At 71.4% G+C, this 18,892-nt stretch carries 17 protein-coding genes and 1 pseudogene; 13 read left to right on the forward strand and 5 right to left on the reverse strand.

The window, feature by feature from the left end:
* The first annotated feature begins 50 nt into the window (after positions 1 to 50).
* From rimO to CIB93_RS38940, 7 genes are all read left to right on the forward strand, one after another.
* Positions 51 to 1,538 carry a 30S ribosomal protein S12 methylthiotransferase RimO gene (gene rimO / locus CIB93_RS19665; protein WP_096628478.1) on the forward strand — a complete coding sequence of 496 codons (1,488 nt, stop codon included), beginning with the start codon at positions 51 to 53 and terminating at the stop codon, positions 1,536 to 1,538.
* Positions 1,535 to 2,332, forward strand: a complete 798-nt coding sequence (pgsA, locus tag CIB93_RS19670) for a CDP-diacylglycerol--glycerol-3-phosphate 3-phosphatidyltransferase (RefSeq protein WP_096628479.1) — start codon at positions 1,535 to 1,537, stop codon at positions 2,330 to 2,332. The genes rimO and pgsA overlap by 4 nt, the downstream gene beginning before the upstream one ends.
* The gene (locus CIB93_RS19675; protein WP_096628481.1) at positions 2,329 to 2,838 is read left to right on the forward strand and encodes a CinA family protein; all 510 of its coding nucleotides are present in this window, start codon (positions 2,329 to 2,331) and stop codon (positions 2,836 to 2,838) included. The genes pgsA and CIB93_RS19675 overlap by 4 nt, the downstream gene beginning before the upstream one ends.
* A 109-nt stretch (positions 2,839 to 2,947) precedes the next feature.
* On the forward strand, positions 2,948 to 3,331 hold the full coding sequence (locus tag CIB93_RS19680; RefSeq protein ID WP_003965837.1) for a helix-turn-helix domain-containing protein: 384 nt from the start codon (positions 2,948 to 2,950) through the stop codon (positions 3,329 to 3,331).
* A 226-nt stretch (positions 3,332 to 3,557) separates the two neighbouring features.
* Positions 3,558 to 4,028 (forward strand): Dps family protein, encoded by a 471-nt coding sequence (locus tag CIB93_RS19685; protein ID WP_096628482.1) that lies wholly within the window; start codon positions 3,558 to 3,560, stop codon positions 4,026 to 4,028.
* A gap of 136 nt (positions 4,029 to 4,164) precedes the next feature.
* A complete protein-coding gene (locus CIB93_RS19690; protein WP_096628484.1) occupies positions 4,165 to 4,341 on the forward strand; it encodes a CsbD family protein in 177 nt (58 codons plus the stop codon).
* Between the two features lie 309 nt (positions 4,342 to 4,650).
* The gene (locus CIB93_RS38940; protein WP_096628485.1) at positions 4,651 to 4,968 is read left to right on the forward strand and encodes a hypothetical protein; all 318 of its coding nucleotides are present in this window, start codon (positions 4,651 to 4,653) and stop codon (positions 4,966 to 4,968) included.
* Here the strand turns inward: CIB93_RS38940 and CIB93_RS19700 are convergent.
* The 3 genes from CIB93_RS19700 to CIB93_RS19710 form a co-directional block, all read right to left on the reverse strand.
* The gene (locus tag CIB93_RS19700) at positions 4,916 to 5,680 is read right to left on the reverse strand and encodes an SDR family NAD(P)-dependent oxidoreductase (protein WP_096628553.1); all 765 of its coding nucleotides are present in this window, start codon (positions 5,678 to 5,680) and stop codon (positions 4,916 to 4,918) included. The two genes, CIB93_RS38940 and CIB93_RS19700, sit on opposite strands and share 53 nt — an antisense overlap.
* 81 nt (positions 5,681 to 5,761) lie before the next feature.
* Positions 5,762 to 6,613 (reverse strand): Fpg/Nei family DNA glycosylase, encoded by an 852-nt coding sequence (locus tag CIB93_RS19705; protein WP_096628487.1) that lies wholly within the window; start codon positions 6,611 to 6,613, stop codon positions 5,762 to 5,764.
* Positions 6,614 to 6,890: 277 nt separating this feature from the next.
* A complete protein-coding gene (locus tag CIB93_RS19710; protein WP_096628489.1) occupies positions 6,891 to 11,576 on the reverse strand; it encodes a DEAD/DEAH box helicase in 4,686 nt (1,561 codons plus the stop codon).
* A gap of 103 nt (positions 11,577 to 11,679) precedes the next feature.
* Here CIB93_RS19710 and CIB93_RS19715 point away from each other — a divergent pair.
* The 3 genes and pseudogenes from CIB93_RS19715 (at position 11,680) to CIB93_RS19725 (ending at position 13,708) form a co-directional block, all read left to right on the forward strand.
* A pseudogene (locus tag CIB93_RS19715) lies at positions 11,680 to 12,544 on the forward strand (AraC family transcriptional regulator).
* 10 nt (positions 12,545 to 12,554) lie between these two features.
* Positions 12,555 to 13,406 (forward strand): AzlC family ABC transporter permease, encoded by an 852-nt coding sequence (locus CIB93_RS19720; RefSeq protein ID WP_096628554.1) that lies wholly within the window; start codon positions 12,555 to 12,557, stop codon positions 13,404 to 13,406.
* Positions 13,403 to 13,708, forward strand: coding sequence for an AzlD domain-containing protein (locus CIB93_RS19725; protein ID WP_096628491.1), 306 nt, complete (start codon positions 13,403 to 13,405; stop codon positions 13,706 to 13,708). Before CIB93_RS19720 ends, CIB93_RS19725 begins: the two co-directional genes overlap by 4 nt.
* Before the next feature lie 4 nt (positions 13,709 to 13,712).
* Here CIB93_RS19725 and CIB93_RS19730 read toward each other — a convergent pair whose 3' ends face one another.
* Positions 13,713 to 14,627, reverse strand: coding sequence for a hypothetical protein (locus CIB93_RS19730; protein WP_096628556.1), 915 nt, complete (start codon positions 14,625 to 14,627; stop codon positions 13,713 to 13,715).
* A gap of 80 nt (positions 14,628 to 14,707) precedes the next feature.
* Here CIB93_RS19730 and CIB93_RS19735 point away from each other — a divergent pair, with 80 nt between their 5' ends.
* Together CIB93_RS19735 and CIB93_RS19740 are read left to right on the forward strand one after the other, a co-directional pair.
* Entirely contained in the window at positions 14,708 to 14,902 is a 195-nt protein-coding gene (locus tag CIB93_RS19735) for a DUF3046 domain-containing protein (protein WP_096628492.1), read from the forward strand.
* Between the two features lie 194 nt (positions 14,903 to 15,096).
* Positions 15,097 to 16,224 (forward strand): AI-2E family transporter, encoded by a 1,128-nt coding sequence (locus tag CIB93_RS19740; RefSeq protein WP_096628557.1) that lies wholly within the window; start codon positions 15,097 to 15,099, stop codon positions 16,222 to 16,224.
* 282 nt (positions 16,225 to 16,506) lie between these two features.
* Here CIB93_RS19740 and CIB93_RS19745 read toward each other — a convergent pair whose 3' ends face one another.
* Positions 16,507 to 17,514 carry an SDR family oxidoreductase gene (locus CIB93_RS19745; RefSeq protein WP_373558772.1) on the reverse strand — a complete coding sequence of 336 codons (1,008 nt, stop codon included), beginning with the start codon at positions 17,512 to 17,514 and terminating at the stop codon, positions 16,507 to 16,509.
* 250 nt (positions 17,515 to 17,764) lie between these two features.
* Between CIB93_RS19745 and recA the strand changes: the two genes are divergently transcribed.
* Positions 17,765 to 18,889, forward strand: coding sequence for a recombinase RecA (gene recA / locus CIB93_RS19750; protein ID WP_096628493.1), 1,125 nt, complete (start codon positions 17,765 to 17,767; stop codon positions 18,887 to 18,889).
* The last annotated feature ends 3 nt before the right edge of the window (positions 18,890 to 18,892 follow it).

Here is an 18,892-nt window from a genome sequence, read left to right on the forward strand (position 1 = left end):
GGCAACCCTGCACGGCAGGGGCGCCGCCGGGACAAAGTAGTCTTGAGTCCATGCCCGAACGCCGTACCGTCGCCCTTGTCACTCTTGGCTGCGCCCGTAACGAGGTGGACTCGGAGGAGCTTGCAGGCCGCTTGGCAGCGGACGGCTGGGACCTCGTCGAGGATGCCTCCGACGCGGATGTCGCAGTCGTCAACACCTGTGGGTTCGTCGAAGCCGCCAAGAAGGACTCCGTCGACGCCCTGCTCGAAGCCAACGATCTCAAGGACCATGGCCGCACCCAGGCCGTCGTCGCCGTCGGCTGCATGGCCGAGCGCTACGGCAAGGACCTCGCCGAGGCCCTGCCGGAGGCGGACGGCGTCCTCGGATTCGACGACTACGCCGACATCTCCGACCGGCTCCAGACCATCCTCAACGGCGGCATCCACGCCTCGCACACCCCGCGCGACCGCCGCAAGCTGCTGCCGATCAGCCCCGCCGAGCGGCAGGACGCCGCTGTGGCACTGCCCGGCCACGCCCAGGAGACGCCCGCCCCCGCCCCCGCCCCCGAGGACCTTCCCGAAGGCGTCGCCCCGGTCTCCGGACCGCGGGCACCGCTGCGCCGCAGACTCGGCACCAGCCCCGTCGCCTCGGTGAAGCTCGCCTCCGGCTGCGACCGCCGCTGCTCCTTCTGCGCCATCCCCTCCTTCCGCGGATCGTTCATCTCGCGGCGCCCCTCGGACGTGCTCCAGGAGACCCGCTGGCTGGCCGAGCAGGGCGTCAAGGAGGTCATGCTCGTCTCCGAGAACAACACCTCCTACGGCAAGGACCTCGGCGACATCCGGCTGCTGGAGACCCTGCTGCCGGAGCTGGCCGACGTGGACGGCATCGAGCGCATCCGGGTCAGCTACCTCCAGCCCGCCGAGATGCGCCCCGGGCTCATCGACGTCCTCACCTCGACGCCGAAGGTCGCCCCGTACTTCGACCTCTCCTTCCAGCACTCCGCCCCGGGTGTGCTGCGCGCGATGCGCCGCTTCGGCGACACCGACCGCTTCCTGGAGCTCCTGGACACCATCCGGAGCAAGGCACCCCAGGCCGGCGCCCGCTCCAACTTCATCGTCGGCTTCCCCGGCGAGACCGAGGCGGACCTCGCCGAGCTGGAACGCTTCCTCACCGGCGCCCGCCTCGACGCGATCGGCGTCTTCGGCTACTCCGACGAGGAGGGCACCGAAGCGGTCGGCTACGAGAACAAGCTCGACGCCGACGTCATCGCGGAGCGCCTGGCCCACATCTCCCAGCTGGCCGAGGAGCTGACCTCGCAGCGGGCGGAGGAGCGCATCGGGGAGACCCTCCAGGTGCTGGTTGAGTCCGTCGAGTCGGAGGAGGACGGCGAGGTCGCCATCGGGCGCGCGGCCCATCAGGCCCCCGAAACGGATGGCCAGGTGGTCTTCACCACACGCGAGGGGCTCGTGCCGGGCCGTATGGTCGAGGCAAAGGCAGTGGGCACCGAGGGCGTCGACCTGGTGGCCGAACACCACGAGCTTGCGGAGGTAGCCAGATGACCGGAGTCCCGGCATCCGCGGCAGGCGGCTCCGGCGCGAGGCCGGTCCGCGGCGGCAAGCTGGGCACTGCGGCCGTCAACCAGGCCAGCCTGTGGAACATCGCCAACATCCTGACCATGGTGCGGCTGCTGCTCGTGCCCGGATTCGTCCTGCTGCTGTTCCACAACGGCGGATACGACCCGGTCTGGCGCTCCTTCGCCTGGGCGGCCTTCGCCATCGCGATGATCACCGACCTGTTCGACGGGCATCTGGCACGGACGTACAACCTTGTCACGGACTTCGGGAAGATCGCCGACCCGATCGCCGACAAAGCGATCATGGGTGCGGCGCTGGTCTCGCTGTCCGTCCTGGGTGATCTGCCCTGGTGGATCACCGGGGTCATCATCGCCCGTGAGCTGGGCATCACGCTGATGCGGTTCTGGGTCATCCGGCATGCGGTGATCCCGGCCAGCAGAGGCGGCAAGCTGAAGACCCTCGCGCAGGGAACGGCGGCCGGGATGTACGTCCTGGTCCTCACGGGACCGCTGGCGACCTTGCGCTTCTGGGTGATGATGGTCGCCGTCGTGCTGACGGTCGTCACCGGACTCGACTACGTACGCCAGGCCGTCGGCCTGCGCCGCAAGGGCCTCGCCGCCGAGCGTGCCGCCGCAGCCGAGCGGGCGCAGCAGACGACGGAGGCGCTGGAAGCGGCCGGGATGGCCGGTGCGGCCTCCGGGGCAAGTGCGACGGGTGTGCGGGGAGCACGGGGAGCACACGGAGCCGAGGCGCGGGACGCCGCGGAGGCCGAACGGTGACAGCCGCGGCCCAGGTGCTGCGCCTGCTCGCGGAACACGGACGGACCCTCGCCGTCGCCGAATCGCTGACGGGCGGCCTGGTGGCCGCCGAGCTCACGGCCGTACCCGGTGCTTCGCGGTCTTTCCGGGGGTCGGTGACGGCGTACGCCACCGGCCTCAAGCGGGAGGTGCTGGGGGTCGACGGAGGCCTTCTGGCAGAGCGCGGAGCCGTCGACCCCGAGGTCGCACGGCAGATGGCGGCCGGGGTCCGCCGTGTTCTCGGCGCGGACTGGGGGATCTCCACCACGGGCGTCGCGGGTCCGGAACCACAGGACGGACAGCCGGTCGGCACGGTCTACGTTGCCGTGGCCGGACCCTCCGGCATCGAGAAAGTGAGCGCTCTGCGGTTGAATGGTGAGAGGGCGGATATCCGTAGAGAGAGTGTGCGAAGCGTCCTCGAACTGCTCGCGAGCGAACTCGGTGAGAATGCGCGGGCACAGGATACGGAACAGAACGGGGGGAATTGATGTTTGCAGCCCTGAGTGAACACGACATCGCTCCCCGCACGGCCGCAGCACAAGGCGGTACGGTAGGGCGTGAAGGATGCGGCTACGCGGTCCGAGGAGGGAGCCACCGATGATTCTGCTCCGTCGCCTGCTGGGTGACGTGCTGCGTCGGCAGCGCCAGCGCCAAGGCCGTACTCTGCGCGAAGTCTCCTCGTCCGCCCGGGTCTCGCTCGGTTATCTCTCCGAGGTGGAGCGGGGGCAGAAGGAGGCATCCTCCGAGCTGCTCTCCGCGATTTGCGACGCGCTTGACGTACGGATGTCCGAGCTCATGCGTGAGGTGAGCGATGAGCTCTCGCTCGCTGAGCTGGCCGAGTCGGCAGCTGCCAGTGATCCGGTCCCAGTACCGGTTCGTCCCATGCTCAATTCCGTCTCCGTGTCGTCGGTCGCAGGTGTGCCGTCGGGACGGGTGACCATCAAGGCGCCCGCAGAAGCGGTGGACGTCGTCGCCGCCTGATCCACGCGGCACTCGCACGACCGGAGTCCCGGTCGGCCCCTACCGGGGTCGGCCGGGACTTCTTCTGCGTTTCGGGGGTGTGGGGGCGTGTGAGCTCTCCATCAGCGGCACACGGAGGACAAGGCCCGAATGACCGCTTTGTTTCTTTTGTGCCATCGTGGGTGATGCACCGAGGTGATCGGTCGAGACGGGTCAGTGAAGAGGCTGACGGATGGGAGAAGTGCACATGTCTGTGGTCAAGAGCACGTTGTCCGAGGGTGGTCTCAAGGTCGTCGGTACGGCGCTGCAAGGCGCCCTGGTCGACCTTGTGGACCTCTCCCTGGTGGCCAAGCAGGTCCACTGGAACGTGGTCGGTCCGCGATTCCGCTCTGTCCACCTTCAGCTGGACGACGTCGTCGTCACGGCCCGGCAGCACTCCGACACGGTCGCCGAGCGTGCCTCGGCGGTCGGGGTCAACCCGGACGGGCGCTCGGGCACGGTCGCCAAGGAGACCGCCATCGCGTCCGTGCCCGAGGGCTGGATCAAGGACACCGACGCCGTACGCATCCTGGTGGAGGCGCTGGGCGTGGTCATCGGCAGGATGCGGGAGCGCATCGAGGCGACCGATGAGCCGGACCCGGTCACCCAGGACCTGCTGATCGCGCTGACGGCAGACCTCGAAAAGCACGCGTGGATGTTCCAGGCGGAAAGCGCCTGACGGTGAACGTCCGGCACGAAGACCGAGCCGATCCGGGGGCGACCCGGGAGGGAAGGCCGATCCGGGGGGAAAGGTCGATCCGAGTGGAAAGCCGATCCGAGTGGAAGGGAGCGACATCGTGAGTGGTGACAGCGCCATGGACAAGCTCAAGGGCAAGGGCAAGGAAGTCGTCGGCAAGCTGACCGGCGACCGCCGCAAGGAGGCCGAGGGCAAGACCGATCAGGTCAAGGGCCGGGCCAAGGAAGCGATGGGCGAGGCCGGTGACCGGGCGGAGGGTGTCAAGGACTCCCTGCGCCGGGACGACGAAGGCTAGGTCCGGGCGACGAAAGTTTCGCTCGGACGGCTAACGTTCCGTCGGACGGTGAAGGCTGTTCGGGCGGCGAAGCTTCCGTCGGACGGTGAAGGTTGTTCGGGCGGCGGAGGTGCGCCGGACGGCGGAGGTTGGGTCCGTGAGCGCCTTGTGCTGTGGGTGTTCACGTGACCGGCCTTCCAGGGCTGTGGTACCCCCGCCGTTTCGGCGGGGGTACTCCTGTGTGGGTGGTCCTTCGGTCGGACGTTCTGGATGCACCGGCGCCCGGGCCAGGGGAAACTGCCGGAAAGGACGTCGGCCGCGGGAGGCACCATGGGACGGCGGTGGGTGCCGGCGGTGGCCCTCGGCGGGCTGTGGTGGTGGGCAATCCTGCGGGTGGTTCTGCGTCCCGAGCAGGCGGGGCTGGTGGAGGGCGCGGTGGCGGCGGGCGGCTGGGGGCTGAGCCTGTTGCCGGTTCATGTGGCGTCGGTCGTCTCCGTGGACCGGGCCGGGGGGCGGGAGGGCGCCGGGCCCGCGGGCGGCCGGGCGCGGTCTGCGCGGCCTGGCGGAGCGCTGACCGGGGTCCTCGCCAGGGTCTTTACCAGGGCATGGCGACGCCGCCGTTCGGGCGGAGGATCTGACCGGTCATGAAGGCCGAGGCGTCCGAAGCCAGGTGAAGCACGGTGTGAGCGACGTCCTCGGGCTCCCCGACCCGGCCCAGCGGGGAGATCCGGGTCATCGCGGCCTCCGCCCGGCGCTGTCCGTCGGCATCGTGCCGGTCGGTCATCGGTGTACGGATCCAGCCGGGCGCGACCGCGTTCACCCGTATGGCGTGTGGGCCCAGCTCGGTGGCGAGGGCCTTGGTCAGCTGCACCACGGCTGCCTTGGCCGCGCTGTAGCAGAGCAGGCCCGGACTCGCGGAATCCACGGCGCCGGACGCCATCGTGATCAGCGAACCGGGGGCGGAGCGGGCCGTCATGGAGTGTGCCACCTCCTGGCAGGCGTACAGCACCCCCTTGAAGTTGACCGCCAGCACCCGGTCCAGGTCCTCGTCCGTCGTCTCCAGCACGCTGCTGGTGTGCATGATCCCGGCCGCCGCGACCAGGATGTCGAGGTGCCCTGCCGCTGCGACGGCCGCGCGGACCTGATCGCGGTCGGTGACATCGAGGGGGTGGGTGCGGGCGCTGCCCCCTGCGCCGGTGACCAGGTCGTACGTCCGGCGCAGACCGGTCTCGTCGCGGTCCGCGCAGTGCACCACGGCTCCGGCCTCCGCGAGCAGCAGGGCGCTCGCCCGGCCGATGCCGCTCGCCGCACCGGTGACGAACGCGGAGCGGCCCGTGAGGTCGTACGCGGAGAGAGACAGCGGCATGACGGGACCGTACGGCTGGATCTGACGACCCGTCAATGGTCAGGGTGGCCAGGGCGGTGAGGGGGGTGAGGGTGGTCAGGGGGTTGGGCCCGATTGGCAGGCCGGGCACCAGAAGGTGGGGCGGTCGCCCTGGTCGGCCACGCGGATCGGGGTGCCGCAGCGCAGGCAGGGGCGCTGGGCCCGGCCGTATACGTACAGCCGCTCCTGTACGCGGACGGGCGGCAGCGGACGCCGTTCATCCGCGGTGGAGGGCGGGCTCGGTGCAGTGCGGAGCTCGGCGGTGATCGTGGTCGTGCGGGTGGGACGGTCGCGGTTGGCGTGCAGGAGCCGCTCGGCCAGCGTGATCAGCCGGGCCAGGGCGCCGTCCGGGAGGGCGTTCACCGGGAGCCAGGGAGTGACGCGGGCCAGGAAGCACAGCTCGCATTTGTAGACGTTGCCGATGCCCGCGAGATTGCGCTGATCCAGCAGCGCCTCCCCGACGGGGCGATCCGGTGCGGCCAGCAGCCGGTCCAGGGCGGGCCCGGGGTCCCAGTCGGGGCCCAGCAGATCCGGTCCCAGATGGCCCACGGCCCTGCTCTCCTCGCTGGTACGCAGCAGTTCGAGGACGGGGAGCCGGTAGCCGACGGCTGTGTGCTCGGTGTTGGCGAGAATCGCACGGATCTGGTGCCCGGGGCCGCCCCGCCAGCGTTCTCCCGGTGTGTACACCCGCCATGCCCCGTCCATCCGGAGGTGGCTGTGCAGGGTGAGCCCGCCCTCGATGCGGGCCAGCAGATGCTTGCCGCGTGCGGTGACGCCCAGCACGCCACGGCCGGTGAGGTCGGCGGTGGCGAACCGGGGGACACGCAGGTCGGACCGGGTCAGCACTCGTCCCGCCAGCGCTGCGTGCAGACGCGCGGCGGTCTGAAGGACGGTGTCTCCTTCGGGCATGCCTCCATGATGGGTGCGCCGGACCGCTCGTGCGCCGGATCATGCCTGCGCCGGGTCACGCCTGGGCCGAGTCACGCCTGGGCCGGATCGTCCAAGCGGCGGACAGCCCATGCGTTGGATCGCTCGCGCGCTGGGCCGGTTGTGCGTTGGGTTGTTCGCGCGCTGCGCCGGTTGTGCGCTCGACCGTTCGCGCGCTGGACTGTTCGTGCGCCGGATCGCTTGTGCGTCGACCCGCGCCCGACCTGCCCTGAGCACGTCACGTCCCGGCGGCCGCGGGTCAGGCACGCAGGCGCAGGCCTCTTGGGGTGGCGAGGAAACCGGCCGCCTCAAGGGTCCGGCCCAGCGGGGAGGTGAGGGAGGAGACGCCGTTAGTGCGCTCCACCGTGACGGTACCCAGTGCTCCGGCGCGAGCTGAGGCAGCCAGCGCCTCCGCTGCCGCTCGCAGTGCGGGAGCGTCGGGGTCGGAGGGCCAGGCCAGGAGGGTCTTGCCGCCGCGTTCCATGTAGAGCGTGAGCTCGCCGTCGACGAGGACCACCAGCGCCCCCGCCTTGCGGCCCGGCTTGTGCCCCGCGCCGTCCGGGGACTCCGGCCACGGCAGGGCTGCGCCATAGGCGTTGGCCGGGTCGGCGGCGGCGAGCACCAAGGCCTGGGGCGTGGCACCTGGGTCCCGGCGGTCGCGGGCCGTGGACGCCGCCCGCAGCCGGTCCACCGCCCCGTCCATCGCGAACTGGGCGGCCCCCAGCCCCTCCACCACGTAGCCGCGCCGCGCCTGACCGCTGTCCTCGAAGGCGGCCAGGACGCGGTACGTCGCGGAGAAGCCGCCCTCCACCCCTTCGGCCTGCACCGCGCCCCGGGTCACCACACCGTGCCGGTCGAGGAGCGTGCGGGCCAGGGCGTGGGCGCGGTGGGTCGGTTCCGGTTCGGCCGGGGGCAGCAGGGACCAGCGGCCGGAGACCGTCGGGGGGCCGGTGCGGGAGGCGGGGCGGGCGGCGGCGGTGAGCGAGCCGTAGCGCCCGCGCGGGACGCTGCGCCGGGAGCGGTGGGCGGTGGAGCCCGCCGTCCGGCCGGAGCCCAGGAGCGAGCGCAGCGGGGCGAGGGTGTCGTTGGTGAGCCGCCCGGACCAGGCCAGCTCCCACAGGGCGTCGGCCAGCTGCTGGTCCGTGCAGTCCGGGTGGGTGGTGGCCCTGATCTGGTCGGCGATCTGGCGGAAGAACAGGCCGTACCCGCCGGACAGCGTGGTGAGCACGGACTCGTGCAGCGCCGAGAGCTCCAGCGAGTGCGGCGTGGGCAGCAGCAGCGGTGCACTGTCGGCGACGTAGAGGGAGACCCAGCCGTCCTTGCCGGGCAGCGCCCCGGCACCGGCCCAGACGACTTCACCGGTGGTTGTCAGCTCGTCGAGCATCGCAGGGGTGTAGCCCATGACCCGGCTCGGCAGGATCAGCTTCTCCAGCGCCGACGCGGGCACGGGCGCGCCCTGGAGCTGTTCGATCGCGCGGGCCAGCCCGTCGATGCCCCGCAGGCTGTTGGAGCCGAAGTGCTGCCACTGCGGGAGGAAGGAGGCGAGGGCGGCGGGCGGCACGGGCTCCAGCTCCTGGCGCAGCGCGGCCAACGAACGGCGGCGGAGGCGGCGCAGCACGGTGGCGTCGCACCACTCCTGGCCGATGCCCGCCGGATGGAACTCGCCCTGGACGGTCCTGCCGGACGCCGCGAGCCGTTGCAGCGCGCCGTCCGTGACGGCGGTGCCGAGCCCGAAGCGCTCTGCGGCCCGGGCGGCGGTGAACGGGCCGTGTGTCCGGGCGAAGCGGGCGAGGAGGTCGCCGAGCGGGTCCCTCACCGGTTCGGTGAACGCCTCGGGCACTCCGACGGGCAGCGCGGTGCCCAGGGCGTCGCGCAGCCGCCCCGCGTCCTCGATCGCCGCCCAGTGGTCGGCCCCGGCGATCCGGACCTGGATGGCCCGGCGGGCCGTTGCCAGCTGTGGCGCCCAGGCAGGCTCGGCGCCCCGCTCGGCCAGCTCGGCGTCGGTGAGCGGGCCGAGCACCCGCAGCAGGTCCGCGACCCCCTCCACGTCCTTGACCCGCCGGTCGTCGGTGAGCCACTGGAGCTCCCGCTCCAGCTCGGTGAGAACTTCGGGGTCGAGCAGTTCGCGCAGCTCCGCCTGGCCCAGCAGCTCGGCGAGGAGATGGGAGTCCAGGGAGAGCGCGGCCGCCCGCCGCTCGGCGAGCGGTGAGTCGCCCTCGTACAGGAACTGGGCGACGTAACCGAAGAGGAGCGAGCGGGCGAACGGTGAGGGCTCCTGGGTGGTCACCTCGACCAGCCGGACCCGGCGTGCCTCCAGGTCACCCATCAGTTCCGTGAGTCCGGGGACGTCGAACACGTCCTGGAGGCATTCGCGGACGGCTTCCAGGACGATCGGGAACGAGCCGAACTCGGAGGCGACCTGGAGCAGCTGGGAGGCACGTTGGCGCTGTTGCCAGAGCGGGGTGCGCTTGCCGGGGGAGCGCCGGGGCAGCAGCAGGGCGCGCGCCGCGCACTCGCGGAACCGGGCGGCGAACAGCGCGGAACCGCCCACCTGGTCGGTCACGATCTGCTGGACCTCGCCCTGATCGAAGACGACGTCTGCGGCCGCGACCGGCGGCTGGTCGCTGTCGTACGCCAGGGCCCCCGGCGGTGGGGCGTCACTTCCCACGTCCGAGGAGGGCGGCGTGTCGAAGTCGAGCAGGTCGAGGCCCATCAGGTCGGCGTCCGGCAGGCGCAGGACGATCCCGTCGTCGGCATGCATCACCTGGGCGTCCATTCCGTACCGCTCACCGAGGCGGGCGGAGAGGGCAAGCGCCCACGGGGCGTGCACCTGGGCGCCGAACGGTGAGTGCACGACGACCCGCCAGTCGCCCAGCTCGTCCCGGAACCGCTCGACCAGGATGGTCCGGTCGTCCGGGACGTGTCCGCAGGCCCGACGCTGCTCGTCCAGATAGGCCACGATGTTGTCCGCGGCCCAGGCGTCCAGCCCGGCGGCCAGCAGCCGCAGCCGGGCGTCCTCCTCGGACAGACCGCCGATCTCGCGGAGGAAGGCACCCAGGGCCCGGCCGAGCTCCAGCGGGCGGCCCAGCTGGTCGCCCTTCCAGAACGGCAGCCGCCCCGGAACGCCCGGGGCGGGCGAGACGAGGACCCGGTCCCGGGTGATGTCCTCGATCCGCCAGGACGTCGTGCCCAGGGTGAAGACGTCGCCCACCCGGGACTCGTAGACCATCTCCTCGTCCAGCTCGCCCACTCGGCCGCCGCCCTTCTTCGGGTCGGCGCCCGCCAGGAAGACCCCGAAGAGCCCGCGGTCCGGAATGGTGCCGCCGGAGGTGACGGCGAGCCGCTGCGCACCGGGGCGGCCCGTGACCGTACCGGCGACCCGGTCCCACACCACCCGGGGGCGCAGCTCCGCGAAGGCGTCGGAGGGATAGCGCCCGGCGAGCATGTCGAGCACGGAGGTGAACGCCGATTCGGGGAGCGAGGCGAACGGGGCGGCCCGCCGGACCAGGGCCAGCAGATCGTCGGCCTGCCAGCTGTCCAGGGCCACCATGGCGACCAGCTGCTGGGCCAGGACGTCCAGCGGATTGGACGGGATGCGCAGCGCCTCGATGGCTCCCTCACGCATCCGCTGGGTGACCACGGCGGCCTGCACCAGGTCGCCCCGGTACTTCGGGAAGACCACACCGGTGGAGACCGCGCCCACCTGGTGCCCCGCCCGGCCCACCCGCTGGAGACCGGAGGCGACGGAGGGCGGGGACTCGACCTGGACCACCAGGTCGACCGCGCCCATGTCGATGCCCAGCTCCAGGCTGGAGGTGGCCACCACGGCGGGCAGTCGGCCCGCCTTCAGGTCCTCCTCGACCTGGGAGCGCTGCTCCTTGGAGACGGAGCCGTGGTGCGCGCGGGCCAGCAGCGCGGGCGCGCCCTTGCCCGCCCCGGACTGGGCCATGATCTCCGCCGGGGCGGGCGCCTCCGGCAGAGAGGGGGCGGGGGCGTCGGGGTCGAAGGCGGTGCCGGTGGCCCGCTCGTACGCGATCTCGTTCAGCCGGTTGCACAGCCGCTCCGCCAGCCGTCGTGAGTTGGCGAAGACGATGGTGGAGCGGTGAGCCTGCACCAGGTCGGCGATGCGCTCCTCGACATGCGGCCAGATCGAGGGCTTCTCCGCCTGCCCGGCGTCGCCGTCGGTGGCGGGGGAGCCGCCCAGCTCGCCCAGATCCTCGACCGGTACGACCACCGACAGATCGAACTCCTTGGTGGACGGGGGCTGGACGATCTCCACCTTGCGCTGCGGCGAGATGAAGCGGGCCACCTCGTCGACCGGCCGGACCGTCGCGGACAGGCCGACGCGCCGGGCGGGGCGGGGCAGCAGCTCGTCCAGGCGCTCCAGGGACAGAGCGAGATGGGCGCCGCGCTTCGTCCCGGCGACCGCGTGCACCTCGTCGAGGATCACCGTCTCGACGCCGGCCAGCGCATCCCGGGCAGAGGACGTCAGCATCAGGAACAGCGACTCGGGCGTGGTGATCAGGATGTCCGGCGGCCTGGTCACCATCGAGCGCCGCTCGGCGGGCGGGGTGTCGCCGGACCGAATCCCCACCCGGACCTCCGGCTCGGGGAGGCCTAGGCGCACCGACTCCTGCCGGATGCCCGTCAGCGGGGAGCGGAGATTGCGTTCGACGTCGACCGCGAGCGCTTTGAGCGGGGACACGTACAGCACACGGCAGCGCTTCTTCGCCTCGGCGGGCGGCGGACCGGAGGCCAGCCGGTCCAGCGAGGCGAGAAACGCTGCCAGCGTCTTGCCGGAACCGGTCGGCGCGACAACCAGCACATCGCTGCCCTCGCCGATGGCTCGCCAAGCGCCCTCCTGCGCGGCGGTGGGCGCGCTGAAGGCCCCGGCGAACCAGCTGCGGGTCGCGGGCGAGAACGAATCGAGAGCGGAGCCGGTCATGTCCCCCATCGTGCACCCCGCCACTGACAACGGGCCGGTGAACCGCTGCCCCGACGCCCGCTCGGCTCCTGCCGCACGCCCGGGACCTGCGAGAATGGCTGACATGGCGGGAGCGGACGGTACGGAGGAATGGGCGAGGCACTGGCAGTACGCCGAGCTGCCCGACCTTGATCTGCTGCGTGCCCGGTACGTCCGCCACACCTTCCCCCGGCACAGTCACGAGGGGTACGTGTTCGGAGCGGTCACGCGCGGGGTGGAGGACGTGGGGTTGCCGGGCGGCACGGTCCACGACGGTGCCCGGCACCGTCGTCATGATCAACCCGGAGGTTCCGCACACCGCCCGTTCCGGATCGCCCGAGGGCTGGGTGTACGCCACGCTCTATCCCTCGGCCCGGGTCGTCAACGACATCGCGGCCGAGGTGACGTCCCTGCGCGGCACAGTCGGTTTCGCCGAGACTCGTGCAACCGACCCCCATGCCTCCCGGCTGATCGGCGAGGTGCACCGGGCCGCCGAGGAGGGCAACGCGCTGGCCGCCGACAGTCTGCTGCGGGTCCTGGTCGTCCGGCTCCTCAGTCGGCACGGCAGCCCGCTGCCCCGCCCGACCGCGCACGCCGGGGGCGCGCGTGACGCCGCGCGTGCCCGTGCCGTGCTGGAAGAACGCATGGCCGCTCCGCCCACGCTGGAGGCGCTCGCGGCCGAGCTGGGCACCGGCACGTTCGCGCTGCTGAGGGCCTTCAAGAAGGAATTCGGGATGCCGCCGCACACCTGGCTCACCGACGCCCGGGTGCGCAGGGCCCGCCGCCTCCTGGACACGGGCGTCGCCCCCGCCGAGGCCGCGACAGCCGTCGGCTTCACCGATCAGCCGCACCTCAACCGGCACTTCACCCGGATCGTGGGGGTGCCGCCCGGCGCGTACCGGCGTGAGCGTGCAAGAACGTACAAGACCGGGCCTCGCCAGTCCCCGTAGCGTGCCGGGCGTGGCAGAACAGACAGCACCCCCAGAGTGCACCGGCGCGACCGGTGCCATAGCCGCCGAACCACCCGGCCCCACGACCGACGTCCGGGCGGCCGGGTACGGCACGGCTCACCGGCCCGATGAGGCCGACGTCCAGGCCGACAAGCCCGACGCGGCCGTCGTCCGGGACGCGCTCGGCGTCGGTATCGCCGTCGGGCTCTCCGGCTTCGCCTTCGGAGTCACCGCCGCCGGGTCCGGGCTCAGCCTGCTCCAGACCTGCGCGCTGAGCCTCCTCGTCTTCACCGGCGCCTCGCAGTTCGCCCTGGTCGGCGCACTCGCCGCGGGCGGCAACCCCTATACGGCCGCGGCCGGCGCGTTCTTCCTCGGTGTCCGGAACGCCTTCTACGGCCTGCGGCTCTCGCAACTGCTCGCGTTTCCCCGCGCGGTGCGGCCCTTCGCCGCCCACTGGGTGATCGACGAGACGACCGCGGTCACCCTGCCACAGCCCACCCGGCGTGCCGCGCGCATCGGCTTCACGGTCACCGGGCTGACCCTGTACGTCCTGTGGAACCTCACCACGCTGATCGGAGCACTCGGGGCGGGCGCCCTGGGCGACACGGGCGCCTGGGGGCTGGACGCGGCGAGTCCCGCGGTGTTCCTCGCGCTGCTCGCGCCGATGCTCAGGAGCGCCGTCGAACGCGTCACGGCGGGGCTGGCCGTCGTCCTGGCGCTCGGCCTGCTGCCGGTCCTGCCCGCAGGCGTTCCGGTGCTCCTGTCCGCACTCGCCGCTCCCGTCGTTCTCTTCCTCATGGGGCGCGGCAAGTGGCCGACGCCCACGACGAACGGCACCGACGCCACCGGAGAACGCCGATGACCATCTGGATCGCCATCGGACTGACCACCGTCGGCTGCTACGTCGCCAAACTCCTCGGGCTGCTGGTGCCCGCAGGCGCCCTGGAGCGGCCGCTCGTCCAGCGGATGGCCGCACTGCTCCCGGTGGCGCTGCTGGCCGGGCTCACAGCGCAGCAGACCTTCGGGACCGGCCAGGAGCTGGCCCTCGACGCCCGGGCCGCCGGGCTCGCCGCCGCCGCCCTCGCCCTGGTGCTGCGCGCTCACTTCCTGGTCGTCGTCGCCTCCGCCGTGGTCGTGACGGCCGTCGTACGCGCGCTGGGCTGAGGGCTCAGCCGAGCCCGCGGCCGTACGCGCGGAGTGTGTCCAACGCCCTGAGCGTCACCAGGGGGCGTCCTTCCAGCGCGGTTCCCGGCGCCCACTGCCGCCAGTTCACGGGCCAGCCGCCGTCGTCCTGCTGCTGGGCGGACAGATGGTCGAGCGAGCGTCCCAGTTCCGCGTCCGTGAACCAGCGGCGGGCCAGCGATCCGGGCGTACGGGCGTAGTCGTGCGGGAAGTGGTGCTCCCCCGGTGCGTAGCCCGCCGCCACCGGATACTCGGCCCGGCGCCCCGGATCGAGCACCGCGAGCCGCTGTTCGCGCACCAGCCGACCGAGCCGGTCGGCCGCCACCTCGGCGCGGGCCCGGTCCGGGGCGCCGTCCAGAAAGGCGACCGCCGCCTCGATCTCGTAGGGGTGGGACTGTTCCAGGGCATCGACCGCGCTCCAGCAGAAATCCGTCGCCCGGAACAGCCAGGCGTGCCACACCTGATTGCGGTGCAGCAGCCCGACGACCGGACCGGTCGCCAACAGCTCCGCCGGCGGATCGTCGACGATAGGGATGAACGGTGCCGCGGGATACCCCCGCTGTGAAGGGAGCAGCGCGGGTAACGCCCCCTCCTTGGTGGACACCTCGGTCAGATAGCGGCAGATTCGTTCCACCCGCGGTCCATTGCAGCGGTCGATCGAGTCAAGAACGCTCAGGGCGTGGGCGGTGTGCAGGGGCTGGCTGACCGGACCACGCAGGTCGGGCTCCAGCGCGTGACCGTAACCGCCGTCCTCGTTCAGATAGGCGGTCAAGGCCGTTTCGACGGCGTCGGGATCTCCGCCCAGAAAACCATGGGCGAACCTCCGCTGTTCGAGGACGCGCGCCGTCAGCCAGATGAACTGCTCGGCGCGGGAGAGGGGGTCTGATCCGGTTCCAGCCATGGAGCGACCGTAGAACGGAAAGAGGGCCCGGCACATGCCACGCGGACGGGCTGCACTCTCAGGAGCGCGATACTGATGTCATGCGGTTGACGATTTTCTGGGAGCGGATGGCGGACCACTTCGGTGCGGCGTACGCGGACTCCTTCGCCCGTGACCATGTGATGGCCGAGCTCGGCGGCCGGACGGTGCATCAGGCCCTGAAGGCCGGCTGGGACGCCAAGGACGTCTGGCGCGGAGTCTGCGCCGCCATGGACGTGCCCGCGGACAAACGCTGACCTCCAAGCGCTGACCTCCGGAATCGGGCGAGGCCGGCGCTGACTCCGGAATCGGGGCAGGGAGATCCGCTGTCGGTGGCGTAGGCGAGACTTGTCCCGTGTCAGCGACAGACGAGACCGTCCCGGCCCAGCAGCCCGCCCCGCCGTCCGTCCCGCCGGCCGCGCCACCCGCGCCGCCGTCCGGCGCGGCCCGCATGCCCGGCTGGCTGCCGCGCGCGATGGTCCTGGCCCTCGCGCTGTACGCCTGTTTCCAGCTCGGCAGCTGGGCGTTCGACCAGCTCATCGGGTTGCTGACGAACGTGCTGATCGCCTTCTTCCTCGCACTCGCCATCGAGCCCGCGGTGGGCCGGATGTCGGCGCGCGGCATACGGCGCGGACTGGCCACGTTCCTGGTCTTCCTCGGCCTGCTGATCTTCGGTATCGGATTCGTCGTGCTGCTGGGGTCGATGCTCGCGGGCCAGATCCTCGACATGGTCGACGACTTCCCCAAGTACATCGACTCGGTGATCAACTGGGTCAACCAGACCTTCCGCACGGACCTCTCCCGGGTCGAGGTCCAGGACAGCCTGCTGCACTCCGACTGGCTCCAGAAGTACGTCCAGAACAGCGCCACCGGTGTCCTGGACGTCTCCACCACGGTCCTAGGCGGGCTGTTCCGGCTGCTGACGATCTTCCTGTTCTCCTTCTACTTCGCGGCCGACGGCCCCCGGCTGCGTCGCGCCCTGTGCTCCGTACTGCCGCCCGCCCGGCAGACCGAAGTCCTGCGCGCCTGGGAGATCGCGGTCGACAAGACCGGCGGCTACATCTACTCCCGCGGCCTGATGGCGCTCATCTCCGGCGTCGCGCACTACATCCTGCTGGTGATCCTCGGAGTGCCCTACGCCCCTGCGCTCGCGGTCTGGGTCGGCCTCGTCTCGCAGTTCATCCCCACCATCGGCACCTATCTGGCGGGCGCCCTGCCGATGCTGATCGCCTTCACCGTCGACCCCTGGTACGCGGTGTGGGTGCTCGGGTTCGTCGTCGTGTACCAGCAGTTCGAGAACTATGTCCTCCAGCCGAAGCTGACCGCGAAGACCGTCGACATCCACCCCGCGGTCGCCTTCGGCTCGGTCATCGCCGGGACGGCCCTGCTGGGCGCGATCGGCGCGCTGATCGCCATTCCCGCCGTCGCCACGCTCCAGGCGTTCCTCGGCGCCTATGTGAAGCGGTACGACGTCACCGACGACCCCAGGATGCACGACGGCCCCCGCCCCCGGAGCGGGGCGCCGGTCCTCACCCGGATACGCCGGACGCTCGGAGGCCTCGGGCGGGCGGGCGGCTGAGACCGGCCCGCAGCCACCAGCAGTTCCATCGGCTCGGGTGCCGTTGACCAGGAAGCCCGAGGCTCCGCCGTGCAGCGCCCCATCGACGTAGCCGTCCATGTCGAAGGTGGTCAGGGCGGCCACCCGGGCCGCTGAAGGAGCGGGTCGGAGGTTATGCGGCGGGTGGCCTCCAAGCCGTCGGCCCCGGGAATACGGATGTCCATCAGGGCGATACGCATCAACGCATGCCCGACTCCGACTCCGAACGACACGGATCAGTGGCACTTCGACTTCGACTGCGGATCAGCGGTATCCCGTCACATCGGCCGGCAGGCCCGGGTCCTGGACCTCGGTCAGATACCGCCAGGCATCGGGGCGGCTGCCGTCCACGTCGGTGAAGTCGTACACCTGGGCGAGATGGCCGCTGGAGAGCGACTTCCCGTTCCAGCGCGCCCTGTCGGCGTGGCGGGCGAGGGCGACCACCGCGCGGCCGACGTACGCGGGGGATTCGGAGATCGCGAAGTGGGGTGAGTGCGCGATCGCGTCGCGCCAGGTGGCCTCGGTCACTCCGTGGGCCTGGAGCATCGCCTCGGACCGGAGCCAGCCCGGGGTGAGCGCCACGGCGGTCGCCCGGTGCGGTGCGAGTTCATGGGCGAGGGCGAAGGCCATCCGGTTCACCGCGGCCTTGGCCAGGTCGTAGAAGAACGAGACGCGGTAGCGGGACGCGTTGTACTCCTGCGTGCCGTCGGTCATCTCGACGACCAGACCTCCCGGTGTCTCGATCAGCAGCGGCAGCGCGAAGTGACTGGTGATGGCGTGGGTGTCGACGGCCAGCCGCAGGGTGTGCAGCCCGGTGTCGAGCGAGGACTCCCAGACCGTTTTGTTCCACTCGATCTCGGCACCCCAGATGTCGTTGACCAGGATGTGCAGGGCTCCCTGCTCGCTCGCGATACGAGCCACGAGCGCGCTGACCCGGTCGGGGTCCAGGTGGTCGACCTGGACGGGGATGCCACGGCCGCCCGCCGCGTCGACCAGGGCAGCGGTCTCCTCGATCGTCTCGGGCCGGTCCATCTCGGACCGCTCGGAACCGCTCGTACGGCCGGTGACGTACACGGTCGCACCGGCGGCACCGAGCTGGACGGCGATTCCCCGGCCGGCCCCGCGGGTGCCTCCCGCGACGAGTGCCACACGGCCGGACAGGTCAGACAGGTCGGACGGGACGGACGAGCCGGGTAGGTCGGACGAGCCGGGCAGGTCGGACTCGGCCACAGGCCCAGGGCCGGGTGTTCCGCGTTCCGCGCTCACTCCCATACCGGACGAATATAGGGTGAATCCATCAGCAGCGCAGGCTCGGCCGTGGCTGATGGCGTTGTCCACAGGTCCCGCGTGGTGCGCTTGACATGGAAATCGAACATCCATTCTGATGGGATTTCCGGCCGGGTTTCCCGGGCTCGACCGTGGAGTTGTCCACAGGCCGGGAGGACGTCGAGGCCCATTGTCAGTGGCAGGGGTTAGCGTCTTTGACGTGAAGCGATCGACTCAAGCAAATCGGGTGGAACCCATGGCAGGAACCGACCGCGAGAAGGCGTTGGACGCCGCACTCGCACAGATTGAACGACAGTTCGGCAAGGGCGCGGTGATGCGCCTCGGCGAGCGTCCCAACGAGCCCATCGAGGTCATCCCCACGGGATCGACCGCCCTCGACGTCGCCCTTGGCGTCGGCGGCCTGCCACGCGGCCGCGTGGTGGAGGTGTACGGACCGGAGTCCTCCGGTAAGACGACGCTGACGCTGCACGCCGTGGCGAACGCGCAGAAGCTCGGTGGCTCGGTGGCGTTCATCGACGCCGAGCACGCGCTTGACCCGGAGTACGCGAAGAAGCTCGGCGTCGACATCGACAGCCTCATCCTGTCCCAGCCGGACAACGGTGAGCAGGCGCTGGAGATCGTCGACATGCTGGTGCGCTCCGGTGCCCTGGACCTGATCGTCATCGACTCCGTAGCGGCCCTGGTGCCCCGTGCGGAGATCGAGGGCGAGATGGGCGACTCGCACGTGGGTCTCCAGGCCCGGCTGATGAGCCAGGCCCTCCGTAAGATCACCAGCGCGCTCAACCAGTCGAAGACCACCGCGATCTTCATCAACCAGCTCCGCGAGAAGATCGGCGTGATGTTCGGCTCCCCGGAGACCACCACCGGTGGCCGGGCGCTGAAGTTCTACGCCTCGGTGCGCCTCGACATCCGCCGGATCGAGACGCTCAAGGACGGCACCGACGCCGTCGGTAACCGCACCCGCGTCAAGGTCGTCAAGAACAAGGTCGCTCCGCCGTTCAAGCAGGCCGAGTTCGACATCCTCTACGGCCAGGGCATCAGCCGCGAGGGCGGTCTGATCGACATGGGCGTGGAGCACGGCTTCGTCCGCAAGGCCGGGGCCTGGTACACGTACGAGGGCGACCAGCTGGGCCAGGGCAAGGAGAACGCCCGTAACTTCCTCAAGGACAACCCCGACCTCGCCAACGAGATCGAGAAGAAGATCCTGGAGAAGCTGGGTGTCGGCGTCCGCCCGGACGCCGCGTCGGGCGAGTCCGCCGCGGACACCGCTGCGGCCCCGGCGGCCGAAGGGGCGGCGAAGCCGGCTACCGCTGCGGCGGCCAAGGCCAAGCCCGCCAAGACCGCGGCGGCCAAGAGCTAGGCC

The sequence above is a fragment of the Streptomyces sp. WZ.A104 genome, assembly GCF_002382885.1.
GTDB lineage: Bacteria > Actinomycetota > Actinomycetes > Streptomycetales > Streptomycetaceae > Streptomyces.